Origin of the sequence: Rhizobium sp. BR 317, assembly GCF_047445835.1 — a bacterium.
GTDB lineage: Bacteria > Pseudomonadota > Alphaproteobacteria > Rhizobiales > Rhizobiaceae > Rhizobium > Rhizobium paranaense.
Genome location: NZ_JARWLB010000005.1, coordinates 1 through 14,970, shown reverse-complemented (window position 1 = coordinate 14,970; position 14,970 = coordinate 1). Strand labels below are relative to the sequence as shown.

Annotated in this window: 16 protein-coding genes and 1 pseudogene; 7 read left to right on the top strand and 10 right to left on the bottom strand. The window is 55.6% G+C overall.

Going from position 1 to position 14,970, the window contains the following annotated elements:
* Positions 1-262: 262 nt before the first annotated feature.
* The 7 genes from QD357_RS09390 to QD357_RS09360 all read right to left on the bottom strand — a co-directional run bounded on the left by QD357_RS09390 (position 263) and on the right by QD357_RS09360 (position 7,846).
* The gene (locus tag QD357_RS09390) at positions 263-601 is read right to left on the bottom strand and encodes a slr1659 superfamily regulator (protein ID WP_183937774.1); all 339 of its coding nucleotides are present in this window, start codon (positions 599-601) and stop codon (positions 263-265) included.
* A 9-nt stretch (positions 602-610) separates the two neighbouring features.
* The gene (locus QD357_RS09385) at positions 611-1,180 is read right to left on the bottom strand and encodes a slr1658 superfamily regulator (RefSeq protein WP_414124154.1); all 570 of its coding nucleotides are present in this window, start codon (positions 1,178-1,180) and stop codon (positions 611-613) included.
* A gap of 4 nt (positions 1,181-1,184) precedes the next feature.
* The gene (locus tag QD357_RS09380) at positions 1,185-3,545 is read right to left on the bottom strand and encodes a SpoIIE family protein phosphatase (protein ID WP_414124153.1); all 2,361 of its coding nucleotides are present in this window, start codon (positions 3,543-3,545) and stop codon (positions 1,185-1,187) included.
* A complete protein-coding gene (locus QD357_RS09375; protein WP_183937768.1) occupies positions 3,542-4,720 on the bottom strand; it encodes a class I SAM-dependent methyltransferase in 1,179 nt (392 codons plus the stop codon). The genes QD357_RS09380 and QD357_RS09375 overlap by 4 nt, the downstream gene beginning before the upstream one ends.
* Positions 4,717-5,238 carry a ubiquinone biosynthesis methyltransferase UbiE gene (locus QD357_RS09370; protein ID WP_246451187.1) on the bottom strand — a complete coding sequence of 174 codons (522 nt, stop codon included), beginning with the start codon at positions 5,236-5,238 and terminating at the stop codon, positions 4,717-4,719. Before QD357_RS09370 ends, QD357_RS09375 begins: the two co-directional genes overlap by 4 nt.
* A 203-nt stretch (positions 5,239-5,441) precedes the next feature.
* The gene (locus QD357_RS09365) at positions 5,442-7,112 is read right to left on the bottom strand and encodes a putative bifunctional diguanylate cyclase/phosphodiesterase (RefSeq protein WP_414124152.1); all 1,671 of its coding nucleotides are present in this window, start codon (positions 7,110-7,112) and stop codon (positions 5,442-5,444) included.
* A 527-nt stretch (positions 7,113-7,639) separates the two neighbouring features.
* Positions 7,640-7,846 carry a KTSC domain-containing protein gene (locus QD357_RS09360; RefSeq protein WP_183937764.1) on the bottom strand — a complete coding sequence of 69 codons (207 nt, stop codon included), beginning with the start codon at positions 7,844-7,846 and terminating at the stop codon, positions 7,640-7,642.
* Between the two features lie 285 nt (positions 7,847-8,131).
* On the opposite strand from QD357_RS09360, the gene QD357_RS09355 reads away from it, so the two are divergent.
* The 5 genes and pseudogenes from QD357_RS09355 to QD357_RS09335 all read left to right on the top strand — a co-directional run bounded on the left by QD357_RS09355 (position 8,132) and on the right by QD357_RS09335 (position 10,250).
* The gene (locus QD357_RS09355) at positions 8,132-8,317 is read left to right on the top strand and encodes a hypothetical protein (protein WP_246451676.1); all 186 of its coding nucleotides are present in this window, start codon (positions 8,132-8,134) and stop codon (positions 8,315-8,317) included.
* 139 nt (positions 8,318-8,456) lie between these two features.
* Complete coding sequence (locus QD357_RS09350) at positions 8,457-8,711, top strand: hypothetical protein (protein ID WP_414124151.1); 255 nt, start codon at positions 8,457-8,459, stop codon at positions 8,709-8,711.
* Between the two features lie 432 nt (positions 8,712-9,143).
* On the top strand, positions 9,144-9,380 hold the full coding sequence (gene rpsU / locus QD357_RS09345) for a 30S ribosomal protein S21 (RefSeq protein ID WP_414124150.1): 237 nt from the start codon (positions 9,144-9,146) through the stop codon (positions 9,378-9,380).
* A gap of 299 nt (positions 9,381-9,679) precedes the next feature.
* Positions 9,680-9,964 (top strand): annotated as a pseudogene (locus tag QD357_RS09340) (hypothetical protein).
* Between the two features lie 16 nt (positions 9,965-9,980).
* On the top strand, positions 9,981-10,250 hold the full coding sequence (locus tag QD357_RS09335) for a cyclase (RefSeq protein ID WP_414124149.1): 270 nt from the start codon (positions 9,981-9,983) through the stop codon (positions 10,248-10,250).
* A 534-nt stretch (positions 10,251-10,784) separates the two neighbouring features.
* Here QD357_RS09335 and QD357_RS09330 read toward each other — a convergent pair.
* Positions 10,785-11,864: an IS630 family transposase gene (locus QD357_RS09330; RefSeq protein WP_414124148.1), complete on the bottom strand. Its 1,080-nt coding sequence runs from the start codon at positions 11,862-11,864 to the stop codon at positions 10,785-10,787.
* 562 nt (positions 11,865-12,426) lie between these two features.
* On the opposite strand from QD357_RS09330, the gene QD357_RS09325 reads away from it, so the two are divergent.
* Positions 12,427-12,825 carry a DUF1236 domain-containing protein gene (locus QD357_RS09325; protein WP_183941263.1) on the top strand — a complete coding sequence of 133 codons (399 nt, stop codon included), beginning with the start codon at positions 12,427-12,429 and terminating at the stop codon, positions 12,823-12,825.
* 180 nt (positions 12,826-13,005) lie between these two features.
* Positions 13,006-13,680 (top strand): DUF1236 domain-containing protein, encoded by a 675-nt coding sequence (locus QD357_RS09320; RefSeq protein ID WP_414124147.1) that lies wholly within the window; start codon positions 13,006-13,008, stop codon positions 13,678-13,680.
* A gap of 120 nt (positions 13,681-13,800) precedes the next feature.
* Here the strand turns inward: QD357_RS09320 and QD357_RS09315 are convergent, their stop codons facing one another.
* On the bottom strand, positions 13,801-14,457 hold the full coding sequence (locus QD357_RS09315; RefSeq protein WP_414124146.1) for a hypothetical protein: 657 nt from the start codon (positions 14,455-14,457) through the stop codon (positions 13,801-13,803).
* 358 nt (positions 14,458-14,815) lie between these two features.
* Positions 14,816-14,956 carry a sigma factor-like helix-turn-helix DNA-binding protein gene (locus tag QD357_RS09310; RefSeq protein ID WP_414124334.1) on the bottom strand — a complete coding sequence of 47 codons (141 nt, stop codon included), beginning with the start codon at positions 14,954-14,956 and terminating at the stop codon, positions 14,816-14,818.
* Positions 14,957-14,970: the final 14 nt, after the last annotated feature.

Genomic DNA, 14,970 nt, shown 5'->3' with positions numbered 1-14,970 from the left:
GCCAAGCCGTGGGGCCTACGTCCTGATGCGGAAACCTACAACCGACCGGCGCTGTCGGATAAATTGAATTTCGTATGTTAGTAACTTATAAGTACATCGGGACGACTAATGGTGTCAAATCCTCAATCACTGCGAGATTTTATGCAACCACCCTTTTGCATCGAAAGGTGGCACCAATCCCCTGCCGACAAGCGATCCGCCATCAAAAGCTTACACGATTCGGCCTTCTAGGGCCGAATCGAACGCGCCAGACATCGCGAAATTAGCTCAGACGCAGATCGAGCTCGCGATAAAGCTTCTTCAAATTCGGCAATGATTTTAGCTGCCATGAAATCTGTTTGGAACCGCGCACCGTCATCTGCACGTCGGCGCGTTTGCGGGCCTCTATGGTCAGTTTCGCAAGCAGGTTTATGCCCGACGAGTTCAGAAACTGAAGCCCCGTCAGATCGAGCGTCAGCCGCTCAGGGTTTTTCTCGAGCAGATCCATAGCCAATTGGAAGATCGGAGCATAGGCCTCAGATCCTGCCAAACGCATGGAACCGTCGAAGAACACGACATGTCCCTCAGTCCAAACCCGAAATGCCTCTCCTCTGATTTCCATGGTCAAAGCTCAGCCATTTTGGACGGAAGGGATTGGTAAAGAGGCATATGTCTGCAGATGAGTTGGACCATCAGGCCGTTTCGCATCAAAAGTCCACGCCAAGTCAGCTTCATAGTCACTCATCAGCGTCAGCAGGCCGAGGCCGGACTCGGTGCCGAACGTCAACGCCGCGTTCTTCTCGATTTGCCGAATGAGGAGGTCCGAGGGGTTATCATTGGTTATCTGTGCAAGCAGATGCTGAAAACGCTGCGCATTTTCGTTGTCGATAAAATTCGAGACCCTCATGCGAAACCGTTCCCCCTTTATCGAAGCCGAAATACCGATTTCCCCGGATACACGAAACTTCACGGCATTTTCAATAAGTTCGTTGGCGACGTAACCAATGTCATGGCGCACCTGATGATAGACCTGACGTAAGCTCCTGTAACGCAAAGCCGTTATCTCAGCGATAAAATCGGATGTCATCGAACAATGGGACCAGCTCAAAGCGAGCGGTCCGTCAAGCAATCGGAGAAAAGTGGCGCTGTCCCCACTGCTCTCTCCTACAAGATCTGCGAGCCCAAACACGACCTTCGCCATGTTATCACCTATGCCTCATTACAACCAGAGTTATGTCATCGTGAATCTTTTGCGACCCAATATAAGTCATGAGGTTTTCCAAGATACCGTTCATGACGTCCTGAGCCGTGCCGCCATAAAGATGGCGAGCTGATTCACAAAGCCGCTCAATTCCATACAATTCGCCGTCTCGGTTCTCTGCTTCGGTCACTCCATCGGTATGCAGAACGATGATATCGCCGCTTTTAAACGCCACATCTCGCGTGTCGACAAATTCGGAAATGTCTGGATCGAGCCCCACGGGAAGTCCCAGATCGGAGGTTTCTATTCGCTCAACCTCGCCGCCTTGTCTCACGACAATCAGATCCTCGTGCTGGCCGGAGAGCGTCAAGCGCTCGCCATCATAATCGAGAAAGGCAAGGGTCAGATGTTTGTCGGTCTTCGTGCGTTCGATGTTCTTGTAAATCGTGCGGTTGAGATCGTTCAGGAACTTCGTCGGATCGGTCTCCCCGGCCTCCTGCAAGGCACGCGCGACAGACTGAACCATCAGCATGAGCACGCCGCTTTCAAGCCCATGGCCGGTGACGTCCCCTATCCCGATCTTCAGCCGCTTTCCGTCCTGCAGAATGTCATAGTAATCACCACCGACCTCATCGGCGGGACGCATGAACGCGGCGATCTCCAGATGTTCGACGGCGGCAAGTTCGTTTTGGCGCGGCAAGACCATGAGCTGTATCCGCTGAGCGACGGCCAGCTCTGCGCCCAGCCGAACATTCTCGCTCTTCAACTGCGTGTTCAGCGCCGAGATTTCCTCTTTCGCCTCCTCGATTTCCTTGGTTCTTTCGTCCACAAGCAATTCAAGGTTTTCCGTGTGGAAGCTTATCTCCTCCGCCATGCGGTTGAATGCAACGCCGGCCTGGCCCACCTCGTCGCGCGAGCGGATATCGACCCTGACCGAATAATCCTTCGCCTGAATACGCCGCGCAGCACCTGCAAGCGCGCTGATACCGCTGGTAATACGCTTGGAAACCGCGAACACCGCCGCGATGACGATCATCAGCGATATGGAGATCGCAAGGACCTGATAGATAAGGATGCGGTTTGTCGCCCGCGATATTTCGTCCTGCGCCGCAAAAAGAGAAGCGTAAATCTCCCGCTCCGGCACCACGATACCGAGCGACATTGCTTCCTTTTGAACCGGCCCGGAAACCCAAAGATTCGTCGGCGCTATCTGTTTGACGACAACCAGATACGGGATCTTCTCCCCTTGTTCGTCCAGCATAATATGCTGAATGACGCCATCGCGATCCAAGGGGAGCGTTGCCATCGCCTTTTGTGTGCTGTTGTGGAACGAGCGGTCAACGCCGGTCACACCCTTGTCGCCTGTGTCGCTCGACGCGCGCAGGCCGATGATCTTTTCGCCTGCATGATTGATGGCAACCACATTGCCATTCGACATCGTCAGGAAGCCGAAACCGGTATCGGCAACCTTCACGCTTTCGACGATTCCGGCCAGTTGGTCCAAGGTGATATCTGCCCCGGCAATGCCGGCAACGTCCTTGCGGTCGGGAGACCAGAGAGGATTGAAGAAGCTGACAATCAGCTTGCCCGTAATCGCGTCCGTGTAGGGTGCCGTCTGCGTAATGTCGTCCGCAACAGGGCGCGAAGCCGGTTCGCGGCCCCATTGCTGCCAGGATTCGTAGAGGCCAGGAAAGAAGAAATCCCAGAAATTGGCGTCGTTGTGACCCGGATAGAGGCGATCAAAGGTCTGTGCCTGGTCGGTATACGGCACTGTCCTGAAAATCGGGCGGTCCTTGGGGCCGATGTAATACATCTGCAGCTTGGGGTAGCCGCTCTTCAGCAGGTTCGGCGCGACAAGATCGACAACGGTGCTGGTCTCTATGTCTTTTTGCACATCAGGCAACGGCTGGTGATTTTTGTCGAGCAGATAGCCCCAAACGCTGATGACGGATGTCGAACCCGGAAGGTTCTGGGCCCACCGGCCTTTTGGATCGTAGGTGAGGTTGTTGGCGCCGGGTTCGGAACGCGCCAGCGCCTCGGCGATCGCATTGTTTCGGTCGGGATGATCTATCTGCGACTGGAGAACACCGGCGAGCGTTTTGACGTCGGAATGCACTTGATTGAGAAGCAGCCCGACGCGGGCGGCCGTCGAGTCCGCATAGGACCTGATATAATCCTGGCTCGCGCTCTCAAGACCTTGGCCCACTTCGGACGTGGCGTCGCGCGACAATCGTTGCACGTTCCACAATGCCAACCCGCCGCTGACGAGAAGGTCGAAAAGGACGGCCCCGCCAACCACGAGGACAAATTTCGCGCGAAACGACCGGATGCCGGGAATGAAAAATCGGCCAATTTTTCTGCTCATAACGGCTTCCGCCCAGAGGCAGCCCAGATAGGCCAGCCGGCATAACCCTTCGGATGAAGGGCGGCGAAGATGTGATCCTGGAAGCCTTGACGGAAACGCTGGATGAACTCCGGCGTATCGCCCCGGCGAACCGACATTTCGCCGGCGTAGACATCTTCCCAGGCGGCGATGACATCGGCAAAATCCTGCGGATCGCCGTCGAGGTTAGACACCATGAAATTTTCCACCTCGATATCCTCGAAACCCGCATCCGTTAGCAGCCGGCGGCTTTTAGGGCCTAATTCGACATCCATGTCGAAATGGGCGAACAGCGTCGCCACCTCGTTGTAGGTCCACTGTATGCTTGCCGCTCGTGGTTCGCCAAGACAATGAGAGTTTTTTTCGTTGGTTATGTATACGCGGCCGCCCGGCTTGCAGATGCGGTAGAGTTCCCTCAGCAATATATCGGGCCGATTGAAGATTTGCAGCGAATGGCGGCAGGTCACCAAGTCGAACTGATTATCTTCGAGCAACATCTCTGATGCGTCGCCGAAGGTATATTCGATATCGCGGATGTCGAAATCGGCAGCGACCCTGCGGGCGTATTCGAGACTACCCACCGAATGATCCAGCGCCACGATCCTCGCCGGTTTGAATTCCTTGTAAGCCAATACGGCGAAATCACCGATCCCGCAGCAGATGTCAGCCAATGTGATACCGGCGCTCATGCCGTGACGCGGCAATATCTCGCGTTCGTGGCGCCAGGTCATTTTTGTCTGTGTCCGCAGGATGGGAATGAAGCTCTGGTCTTCGACAAAGGTCTGGCCCGGATAAAAGGCGGCATCATACGCCTCGACGGCAATCTTCGGTTCGATGGCACTGAGATGACGGAACGTCCTTGTCGCCCAACCAACGACACTGGACGTCACGACGACAAAGCGAATGTCCCCGCGTCTACGGCTCGCATTGACCAATAACCGCGCCAAGGCGTGATACGCCGTCGCATTCATATGAATGAGACGTTTGACATTGATGTAGAGAACGCCTCTGACTTGGTTGATGCTCTTTTCAAGCAGGGCGGTCGTTTCGGCGATCTCGACAGGCGATATCGGCCGCAGAACGCCTGAAAGCGAAAACTCCTGGCTGTTCAGGTCGAACTGAGCCGAAAACAGCGGAACCGGTTCGTGCGAACTCAATTCAGTAACCCCTCCACTGGAATGTCCAACACCACTGTAAGGGCTCGATCCTCCACCTGTTGCAGCGACAGCGATGCGTCGTAGTTGATCGCCAAGCCGAGCAGAATGACGTCCTCTTCCGAGACCGAACTTTCATCGGCGAGTGCGTCGAGATATCGTTGCAAGGCACCGGCTTTCGACGCTCTTGCGGTTGCGTCGCGATACAGGTGCTGTTGCGCGGGAGCACAGGGAAAGGTCAGGGCAATCCGCTCCGCGCCATCCCCCCGGGAGACATTGCAGTGAAGTCGCCCGGAGGCGCGGCCGGAGCGAAACGAGATTTCAAAAAGCTCGTTCAGTGCGGAGGAAAGCAAATTGGCGTGCCGAACCGGATCGCTTCGATCATGGCTCACCATGCGCGCAACGTAGTTTGAAAGCTGATTGCAATGGAGCCAGTCGGACATGAAAACGTCCATTTCCATTTCCAGCTCCAGCATCGGATGAAATGGTAATGTAGTGCGGCCTCCGCTTTGCTCGCTCAACGCCAATCCCCTTATCATCTGGAGCGGTTAGATTCGCATGGATGCACAGAACCGCTCTGTCATTTGTTCTCACAATCCCGGGCGGAAAACCGCTTTTCCCGGAACTGTGCTGGAGCATCTCATCCGCTTTCAGAGAGCAGATATTCCCATGTTCACGAATGCTCACGGAACAGGTCCCAACTGTTCCTCCAATTTTCCATCGCCTATTTTTCGTGACTTTGCCAATTTGCCGTATCGTTGCGCCGGAGGAAATCCAGGACGTCGGACGCAGGCAGAGGCCGACCTAGAAAGTAGCCCTGCAAACGATCGCAGCCGGCAGCGGTGAGCCAGGCGGCTTGAGCTTGGTCCTCCACACCTTCGGCGGTGACCTTCATTCCCAGTCCGTGCGCCAAAGCGACGATAAAGCGGACGATCGTCTGGCTCTTAGGGTCGTTGGTCAGATCTTTTATGAAGTACTTGTCGATCTTGATGGAGTCGAAGGGAAAGTTCTTCAGATAACTGAGGGACGAATACTCGGTACCGAAATCATCKAGCGAGATCTGAATGCCGAGGACGTTGAGGGTATTCAGCGTATCGAGATTGTTGATCGTGCGCTCGAGCAAAACACCTTCGGTGATTTCGAGTTCAAGGCGCTCAGCCGGAAATCCGATCGTATCGAGTGTCTGCGATACCCGGTCGGTAAAGCCTCCGGTCAAGAATTCGGCGGGCGAGAGATTGACCGCGACCATACAGTGCGACGGCCAATTCATTGCCTGGCGGCAGGCTTCTTCCAAGACCCATTGGCCGATTTCCGGCATCATTCCATCGGCTTCTGCCATCGGGATAAAGGCCGAGGGTGGAATGATACCCATCATCGGGTGATGCCACCGCAACAACGCCTCGAAGCCCGCGACGGAACCGKAACAATCCATTAGTGGCTGATATTCGATAAAAAATTCACCGTGCTGTAGCGCCACGCGCAGGCTTCGCCTCAGCAACTCCCGCTGTTCCAGCACCATCATCATGGCCGGCTCGAATGTTCGCGCGCGGCCTCTTCCCTCACTTTTTGCGGCGTAAAGAGCGATATCGGCGGCACGCATGAGCTGGTCTTCCTCGTTGCCATCACGCGGGGCAAGCGCTACGCCGATACTTGCGCCTGAAAACACCGCGATACCATTCACCAGAAATGGTTTTTTGAAAGCGTTCACCAACGAATCCGCGAGCCGCTCAGCTTCCGCCGGCTGGTCATTCCGAAGCTGAATGACGGCAAACTCGTCGCCCGCCAGACGGTACGCGGTTTCTCCAGCTCCCAGGACATTACGTATGCGCTCGGCCGTTTGCTGCAGGACGATATCGCCCGCGGCATGACCCAGCGTATCGTTGATCGGCTTGAACTCGTCGAGGTCCAACTGCATCAGCGCGATACCGTTCTTTCCGCCTGACAGAGCGTCACGCAGCCGGGCGGCGAACTGCCGCCGGTTCGGCAGCCCGGTCAAGGCATCATGATTGGCTTCATGCAGCAGGAGCGCCCGATCTGCTTCATCCGGCGACGGCTCCTGCCGAAGTGGGTTCCTCGTTTCAATAACCGCAAAGCCGTTGGCCGGTCGGAATATGATCAGATCGCATAGCGCTTCGCCCGGTCTTTGGAACTGCACATTCCGCAGCCATCCGGTATTGCCCGCCTGCTCAGCGAACATATTCATGCTCGGATCGTCCAGCTCCGGATATATTCCGAAAAGCGTGGCCTGCGAGGTCCTCTCGTCGCCGTAGAACGCCCTGAATCTCTCAGACGACATAATGAGATTCAAGTCGCAGTCATAAAACGAAAAAAGCACGTCAGGTGCGCTGCTAGCCGGCAAAGGTATGTCAAATTTAATGACGCTACTGGCTGCCATTCCGGTCTCCGTCCTGTCCTGGGAACTTTCAGGCTTCGTAATCGCTTTCAATCTCCTGTCGTCTTAGGATTTAACGGACCGAATACAGACACCTGCTCTTCACAAGTACCAAATGGTTGTGTTTCGAATATTACGCATAAATGATTAAATAATTGCCGAACTTAAGCCCCCACACGCGATTGCTCCCAGACAGCGCCCCCATCCGCGGGAACACTCTTCCAGGCACTCATTTACATTATGCTAATGAAGTGAGCCCTGTCAAATGTTCAATCAAAGATTGCGCGTGAGCACTGAGACAGGCATGGGTTATACCTGTCCAAGAGTGACGTGTTTTCCGCCTTTGGCGTGAAATAACGCAGTATTCGCGGGATCCTGAACAAGGAAGATTAGGCCGCATGGCTGCGGCCCCACAACACGCCTTTAAACGCCGCGCGTGCTTCGGCTTTTCACGAAATCTCAGAATCGCTCCAGTTAATTGATGCCTCGCGATTCCGGACGGAGCCGCGGCGCGGCTTGCTGGAATTCTTTTAAGCAACACGCTCGAAGCGGGTACGGATATGCTCGATATAGTGCTGGCCGGGGGAGGACGCTGCGACCATAGCCAAGGCGGCCTCTTCCGGAACGCCTGTGAATAGACGCTCTTCGCCGTTCTTGAAACGAATATAGAGACGGCCGTCGTCCGGATTAAAAAAGACAGACTCAATAATTTTCGATGAAACTGAGAGTTCTTTCATAGGTCACCTCGCCTTTGAGCTGGTTGTGCCATGAAAATCACAATATCGAATGAAGTGACCTAGTTAAGGAAGCGTAGCCCTTCGACACAATATTTTATCCGATTTGAGGCTACTTAAGCCAGCGCCGCGCAACAACCGAGCACACCGATCCGCGCGCCGTCGTAGAGATCATCGCGGAAGCGGTGACCCATCACGAAATTCCGAAACACGAGCCCAGCGCCTGACGGAAATAACTTATGAACAATAAGCGTCCTGGGAGCGTTTCTCCGCCAGGAGGAATGCGCCATGAAGAGTTTGCAAAGCCGACAGGTCAAAAGGCCAGGCCCGCGCGAGCTGGACGTTGAGAAACATTGCAAGAAGCACGGCGTTGACGCGGCCGAAACCAAGAAACTGGTCAAGCTGTTAGGCCGTCATGCTCCGCTGCATGAACTACATGCCAACGCACCGCCGAAACAACCTCGGTGGCGGTAGTGTCTTCTGTCGGCAGATACATAGCCGGATGCGATCACGGGTTCCAAGGTCTGCCTTGGGGTCCGGTTTCGCGTTTGAGAACGCTCGGGCGATATGCTCCCGTTTCCTCGGCTCACGAAGAGATTGACGAAACAGATGCATGAACATCGTCCAAGGCGTACAATTGGGTATGGATAAGCAACTTGTAGAACAACATTTGAAATTGGCGAAGCAGCACGTTGCCGAAGGCCGCAGGCATATCACTCGGCAAAAGCAAATCATTGTCAAACTTACGCAAGGCCAAGACGACACGTCACAAGCTCGTCGGCTCCTATCGACCTTTGAAGAACTGAAACTGATGCATATTGCCGAACGGAACCGTCTCCAAAAAGAGCTGGAGGCGATGAGGCTGTAGGCGGGTGTGGAGGCGGGAGGAGGCGCCATCTCCACCTTGCAAAGCCTTAGCCTACTACCCATTTTATGCTGTGACGACTGTGAAGCCGCGCGAATTTGTGTCGCGCCGAAACCGATGCGCCGCCGAAACCATGGCAGGAGCATTACTCCACAGCCAACATGCCGACCGCTTATTTGCGTAATGGCATTCCCGTAATTCCTTATCATTTACGCCGACCGAACGGTCGGTAGAGGACTTCTATTGAACAAACCAAACATCGCTGCCGCGCCCGCGGCTGTGAAGCCGCGCGAGCGCGATGGGGCCGTAAACCGGCCCGACAAGAACTGGAAACCGTATCCCTGCCTTCTCACACGTCGAGAACTGCAGGAATTAATCGCCGAACAGCTCGGCTGATCGGCAAACATCTACCAACGCAACAACAAGGAGAACAAAATGCACGTTCTGGTCAGAGATAATAACGTCGAACAGGCGCTCAGAGCGCTGAAAAGAAAGATGCAGCGCGAGGGGCTGTTCCGGGAAATGAAGGAGCGGCGGGCTTACGAAAAACCCTCCGAACGCCGCATTCGGGAAAAAGCGCAGGCAATCAGCCGGCAGCGCAAAGCTGCTCGGAAGAAGATGCAGCGCGAAGGTCTTCTCGCCGTATCCAAACGAAGACCATCGGCACGATAAAGAACTGGAGCCGCAGCCGCCTTTCCATGCGGGCGGCTTTGCGGCTGAAGGAAAGGTTGAATGATGGACGAATTGTATAGCGTAACCATTTCCGAAGAACGGCTCGAGGATTCCCGCCATCGATCTGGTCCGAGTTGATGCAGTTTGGGTGTTTAGAATCGATAGTGTCGACGCCGGGCGCGCCCATAAGGGTTAGTGCATAGTGCGCCCCCGTCCCATTCGAGTAATTTTATTGTGATCAAGCGAGGCGTAGTGTTCTGTTCGCCCTTCATTTCGGGGGGCAACAAGAGGAGGACGCGATGCCTACCATATTGGCCTTACCATGACGTCAAAGACGTCAAACACTGGCTCGCTTCACCGCGCCGCAAAGAGATGTTCGAACCCGTTGGCTGTGCAAACATTCGCACGTTTGTCGATCCACAGCCGTCCAAACGAGTTGGACTGGTCATGGAGGCGCCGACATGGGCCGCTTGGCTGAGTTCAGGAAAACCAAGGCAGCGGCGGATGCGTTCAATCGTAGCGGGAAAGTCCAGAATTCCGCGTCGTGGACGCCAATTCGAACATCCGAATGGCGAATAGAATAGCTACCGGGAGGATGACATGACGACATTATTCGTGAGGCACGCTGTCTCGGACTACGAGGCTTGGCGGAAGGTCTACGACACGTTTTCTGCGATCCAGAAGGCGAACGGCGTAACAGCGGAGGCAGTGTATCAAGCCACCGATAACCCCAACGACGTTACCGTGACACATGAATTCGCGACACTGGAGGCGGCTCAGGCCTTCACTAGGTTGGAAGAGTTGCGAAAGGCGATGCAGAGTGGAGGAGTGGTTGGGACACCGACAGTCTGGTTCACGCAAAAAGTGTAACGTCCAGAGGTAATGGATAGCGTTCCCTCCGAGGTCTGTTCATGGCACATTGCAGGGTTTCACCGTGTGGCGACTGCCGTCGTGCCAAGTTGCCCAACCAAGTATCCGGTATGTGCGGGCCTATAAAGGAAGGTCCGCCTGCGGCGCGTTCCGGCCGACACGTTCGTCCGCCATCTGGCCCTAAGCGGACTAAATGGACGGCGCTTCTCTAATCAGCGAGCGCTTGCGGTCCGCTGGTTTCGTTATTTCTTCTTCTCTTGATCGTGATGCCACTTGATGGCGAAGAACATGCCCGTGCCTAACACGAGAACCTTGAACGTAATGAAGACTATAGGGAACCAATCCCACATTTCGGATATTTCCACGCTATTACTTGGCACTATCTATCGTGAGGGAGCACTACCTCAAAACTGCTGCATACAACATCAGCCATGTTGACGCAGATGAGATCATAACATTCCCATCACACGGCATGAGTGGGCTTGCCCCATGTTTCCGGACAGATTGTCTAACCTAACAAGCTGGTGACCGCTTCTAGTGGTTTGATTCCAACACTTGGTGCCCACGTCTGACGGCAGCGATGATGTCGTCAGGGTCTGCTTTCCAGACGAACGGCTTGGGTTCTTCGTTGTGCTCTTTGATAAAGCGGTTGATGGCTGCCTGAAGATCAACGACCGAATGAAAGACACCGTTCTTCAGCCGACGACGGGTGAGTTTCGCGAAGAAACCCTCGACGGCGTTCAACCAGGAACATGATGTCGGAACGAAGTGGAAGGTCCATCGTGGATGTCGCGCCAACCAGGCGCGGACTTTGGGCTGTTTGTGTGTGGCATAGTTGTCCAGGATGACGTGAACCGCTTTATCCTTCGGCAATTGAGCCTCAATCGTGTTGAGAAAGCGGATGAACTCCTGGTGCCGGTGGCGCTGCATGTTGCGACCGATGACGGAGCCGTCGAGAACATTCAGGGCAGCGAAAAGTGTGGTGGTGCCGTGGCGCTTGTAATCATGGGTCATCGTGCCGGCACGACCCCTCTTCATGGGAAGACCCGGCTGCGTCCTATCCAGCGCCTGGATCTGACTTTTCTCATCGACGGAAAGGACAATCGCATGGGCAGGCGGCGAGACGTAGAGACCGACCACATCGTGAAGCTTCTCGGCGAAAGCCTTGTCGTTCGATAATTTGAAGCTGCGCCACCGATGGGGTGCGAGACCATGCTCGTGCCAGATCTTGACGACTGAGGATGCCGCAATCCCCACAGCCTTTGCCATGGCACGAACCGTCCAGTGTGTGGCTTCCTGCGTGGGCGGCTCCTGCGTCAGAGCAACAACGCGGTCGACAAGGTCACCCTTGAGCGGCGCAGTGCCGGGCGGCCGGCTCTTGTCGCGCAAAAGGCCGTCTACACCTTCCGTCATAAAGCGCTCCTGCCAACGCCAGACGCAGGTCTTCGACTTAGCCGTCGCCTCCATGATCGCGGTCGTTCCCAGGCCCTCGTCGCTCATCAAGATGATCTTCGCCCGCCACACATGCTTTTGCGGCGAACTGCCCGCTGAAACGATTGCATTCAGCCGAACCCGGTCGGCAGCGGAAACCTCAAATGTGATACCTGTGCGCATGCAAGATCGTCGCATATGCAGGCCAAAATGGGAATCCCAAATCGGACTCCTTTGTCTCGATCAATCCACTAGCGCGCGAAGGTGTCATGAAGGAGCACCCACGATTGGTGGCAGTTGCTGCCGAATTCCGGGCTTTTTCTCGGCCTTACCTTTGACATCGGCCTCTTCCCAAGCCTCGCGTTCCGCGACCTCGTTCGGTCTCGCCGGGTTCCTCAGTAAATCGGGCGGTTGAACCTGCCGTCGGCATAGGCGAACAGTCACCAACGGCAGGCTTCCATGGCCGCATAAGGCGTGCGGCACCTTTAGCAAGGATGACCACCTCGCGGGCATTCGAACTGCTATTGACAGCATTTGTTCCCGACAACGACGTGGCATGCCACCGCAACCGCGACCATGATCCGATAGCAGGCGGAGCGTTGTGAGACCTTAGTCCGAACCGCCTGGGACCAACGTCCCACCCCACCCCGACTGAAGCCTCAAAACAGGAACAGACCCGGTTCCCAGTTGTTTTAGCCAAAGCTCCGTTACCCGCGGACGAATGGGAAATACAAAGGAGAATCTAATGAAAACGAAACTATTTGGTATGGCAGCCCTCTCCCTTGCATTGGCGAGCGGGTACGCCTTCGCACAGTCGTCGACCGTTAACGGCGCCGCAGGCGGCGCAGTGACAGGTGCCATCGTGGGCGGTCCAGTAGGAGCCGCAGTCGGTGGTGTTGCCGGCGCTATTGTCGGTACCGCTATCGATCCGCCGCCACAGAGGGTCGTGACCTATGTGCGTGAACAGCCGATGCCCGAGGACACGGTTGTCGTCAGAGAGAAAGTCGTAGTCGGTCGACCCTTGCCGGAAACCGTCAGGGTAAGAACGATTCCGGAAAATCCGAAATACGCCTACGCGATAGTCAACCACGAACGCGTAATCGTTGAGCCATCCTCGCGGAAAGTGATCCGAGTGCTCAACTGATCGACCGTTGGAGAGCCTGAGGGCTCTCCAATCATTTCTCACAACTAAAAACGGAACCCGGCGTCTCTGGCGCCGCGGCCGGCGTGTGCGCCGTGGAGACACATCATCATGGTCGGCTCGTCGTGAAGCAAACGGCGCTTTTGTCGTCGATCGGCATCAGTGCACTAGAAGGAATTCAACATGACTCGCAATCTATTCTACATTCTCTTGGCGTCCGCCGCCCTCAGCCTCTCCCCGGTGGCTCATTCCATCGCGACTGCCCAGGATTCGCAAGATTCGACTGTCCTTCCGAAGACCGGCACGTCTAAGAGCGGATCCGGTGAGAAGAAGACACAAGGCGGAACGATGGAAAAAGGCACCTCCGAGGGGTCGAGCACGAAGTCGCCCACGGCAAAATCATCAACGAAACAGCCAAGCTCCGACACAACACAGAAATCCGGCACGAGGATCGACACCCAGCAATCGACAACATCAGGCAAGACGCAGACTGGCACGGATCAGTCCAAATCCACCAATGACAACAGCGGAACGACCGACACCACAAAGACTGGCAGCACCACCCAAACGAATACCAACCAGTCTACGAACTCCAACACCAACATAACCGTCGAGCAGCAAACCCAGGTGCGGCAGGTCATCAAGGAAGTTCATACCCAGCCGATCCAGCAGACGGAAATCAAGACGGTGTCCGTTGGCGCCACCATTCCGCACTCGATCAAGCTCGTGGCGCTTCCCCCGCGAATCGTCAAAATCGTACCGCAATACAAGTCGTATCGCTTCTTCGTACTTGACGATGGTCGTATCGTAATCGTCGACCCCAGCACGTTTACGATCGTCTATGTCTTCACGGCCTGATGGGCTCACAACATGATGTGGCGGAAATCCTCCCAAGATGTTCGCGACAAAGAGAACCCCGGCCTGACCGCGTCTTAGGGCCGGGGTTTCATTTCCGGGCGGACTCGAAGTCCACGCCTGTTACCACTTGATGCGATAGTCGACCCGCACATTGCCCGCCGGCGTCAACGTCAGCGGATCGGTAAGTGACGCGGTGAGATTGAGATTGGGGGCGACCGCCTGCTTGAAGGCAAATCTGCTCGAAAAGGCGTCCTTTGCGTCGGTCACCTCTCCGCTCGCCGAAATCGACGTTCCGGTCCACGGAAAGATCATCGTTGCCGCCTGCGAGGCGGTGATGGAGGCTGGTACGGCCTGCGTCGTCGCATAGCTGACGTTCAACGACCGCAACATTTGCATGTCGATATCTTGCGAAAAGATCCAGTTTCGAGAGCGACCAAGGTACATCATTCCGCTGCCCTTCAGCGTGTCCACCCGTACCGCCACTTCCCGGCGCGAATTGCCGGAAAAATTGCTGCGATCGTCTACCGCTCTTCCCCACAACGTGGCGAGTTCGGAGCCGGTCAGGATCGTTCCACCTGCCGCGCCCCCGAGGCCGACATCCGCACCTGCGCTCATTTCCCAGGCCATGGGCAGCCGAAAGCCGATCGTCGCGTGATAGGTCCGCGGGGCAACCTTGACCGGCGACCAGATCACGAGGTCGCCGGCATAAGCCTTATGCGAAAGCGGGGCAGCACCTGCGAGAATACCCAGAAAAATACCGGTTGAAACGAATCTCATCACAAAAGCCCAATTGCGTTTGTATCAATGCCCGCGCGCTGGAGCGCTGCATCGACAGCCGAAGACAATGCGAAAACGCATGTTCAGCCTCAAATTGATTTGGTTTGGTTAGAGCCGATCCAACGGTGCGCTACCTTTAGGCGCTCACACCGCCGTCGCGCGAGACAAACGCTTCGCGCGTCTTAAGCAACTCTCGATGAGCAGAGTCACATTCAAGGAACTGCTTGTAAACCCCTCGGGCCGAAGTTTTTTGCTGCGATGCACATGTGCCGCACCTCTGCCAACCTATAAACCCAGCCGCACGATGTCGGCTGGGTTTAAAAAGACGCCCGTGACGCCGCGATGGCGGTCAGCGATGTCAGCTAAAGTCCTCATCGAGCTGTGCGGCGAGCTGCTGGCGCGCCCGGTTGATGCGGCTCTTCACCGTGCCGATCGCGCAGCCGAATTTTTCTGCCGCGTCGTCGTAGGAGCGGCCTTCGATGACCACATATTCCAGCACCGCCCGGTAAGGCT

What these genes read in the sequence shown, in the direction of transcription:
- QD357_RS09330 (WP_414124148.1), bottom strand. Translation starts at nt 11,864, where the DNA reads ATGCGCACAGGTATCACATTTGAGGTTTCCGCTGCCGACCGGGTTCGG.
- rpsU (WP_414124150.1), top strand. Translation starts at nt 9,144, where the DNA reads ATGCACGTTCTGGTCAGAGATAATAACGTCGAACAGGCGCTCAGAGCG.
- QD357_RS09385 (WP_414124154.1), bottom strand. Translation starts at nt 1,180, where the DNA reads ATGGCGAAGGTCGTGTTTGGGCTCGCAGATCTTGTAGGAGAGAGCAGT.
- QD357_RS09350 (WP_414124151.1), top strand. Translation starts at nt 8,457, where the DNA reads ATGAACATCGTCCAAGGCGTACAATTGGGTATGGATAAGCAACTTGTA.
- QD357_RS09355 (WP_246451676.1), top strand. Translation starts at nt 8,132, where the DNA reads ATGAAGAGTTTGCAAAGCCGACAGGTCAAAAGGCCAGGCCCGCGCGAG.
- QD357_RS09390 (WP_183937774.1), bottom strand. Translation starts at nt 601, where the DNA reads ATGGAAATCAGAGGAGAGGCATTTCGGGTTTGGACTGAGGGACATGTC.
- QD357_RS09325 (WP_183941263.1), top strand. Translation starts at nt 12,427, where the DNA reads ATGAAAACGAAACTATTTGGTATGGCAGCCCTCTCCCTTGCATTGGCG.
- QD357_RS09360 (WP_183937764.1), bottom strand. Translation starts at nt 7,846, where the DNA reads ATGAAAGAACTCTCAGTTTCATCGAAAATTATTGAGTCTGTCTTTTTT.
- QD357_RS09335 (WP_414124149.1), top strand. Translation starts at nt 9,981, where the DNA reads ATGACGACATTATTCGTGAGGCACGCTGTCTCGGACTACGAGGCTTGG.
- QD357_RS09315 (WP_414124146.1), bottom strand. Translation starts at nt 14,457, where the DNA reads ATGAGATTCGTTTCAACCGGTATTTTTCTGGGTATTCTCGCAGGTGCT.
- QD357_RS09320 (WP_414124147.1), top strand. Translation starts at nt 13,006, where the DNA reads ATGACTCGCAATCTATTCTACATTCTCTTGGCGTCCGCCGCCCTCAGC.
- QD357_RS09380 (WP_414124153.1), bottom strand. Translation starts at nt 3,545, where the DNA reads ATGAGCAGAAAAATTGGCCGATTTTTCATTCCCGGCATCCGGTCGTTT.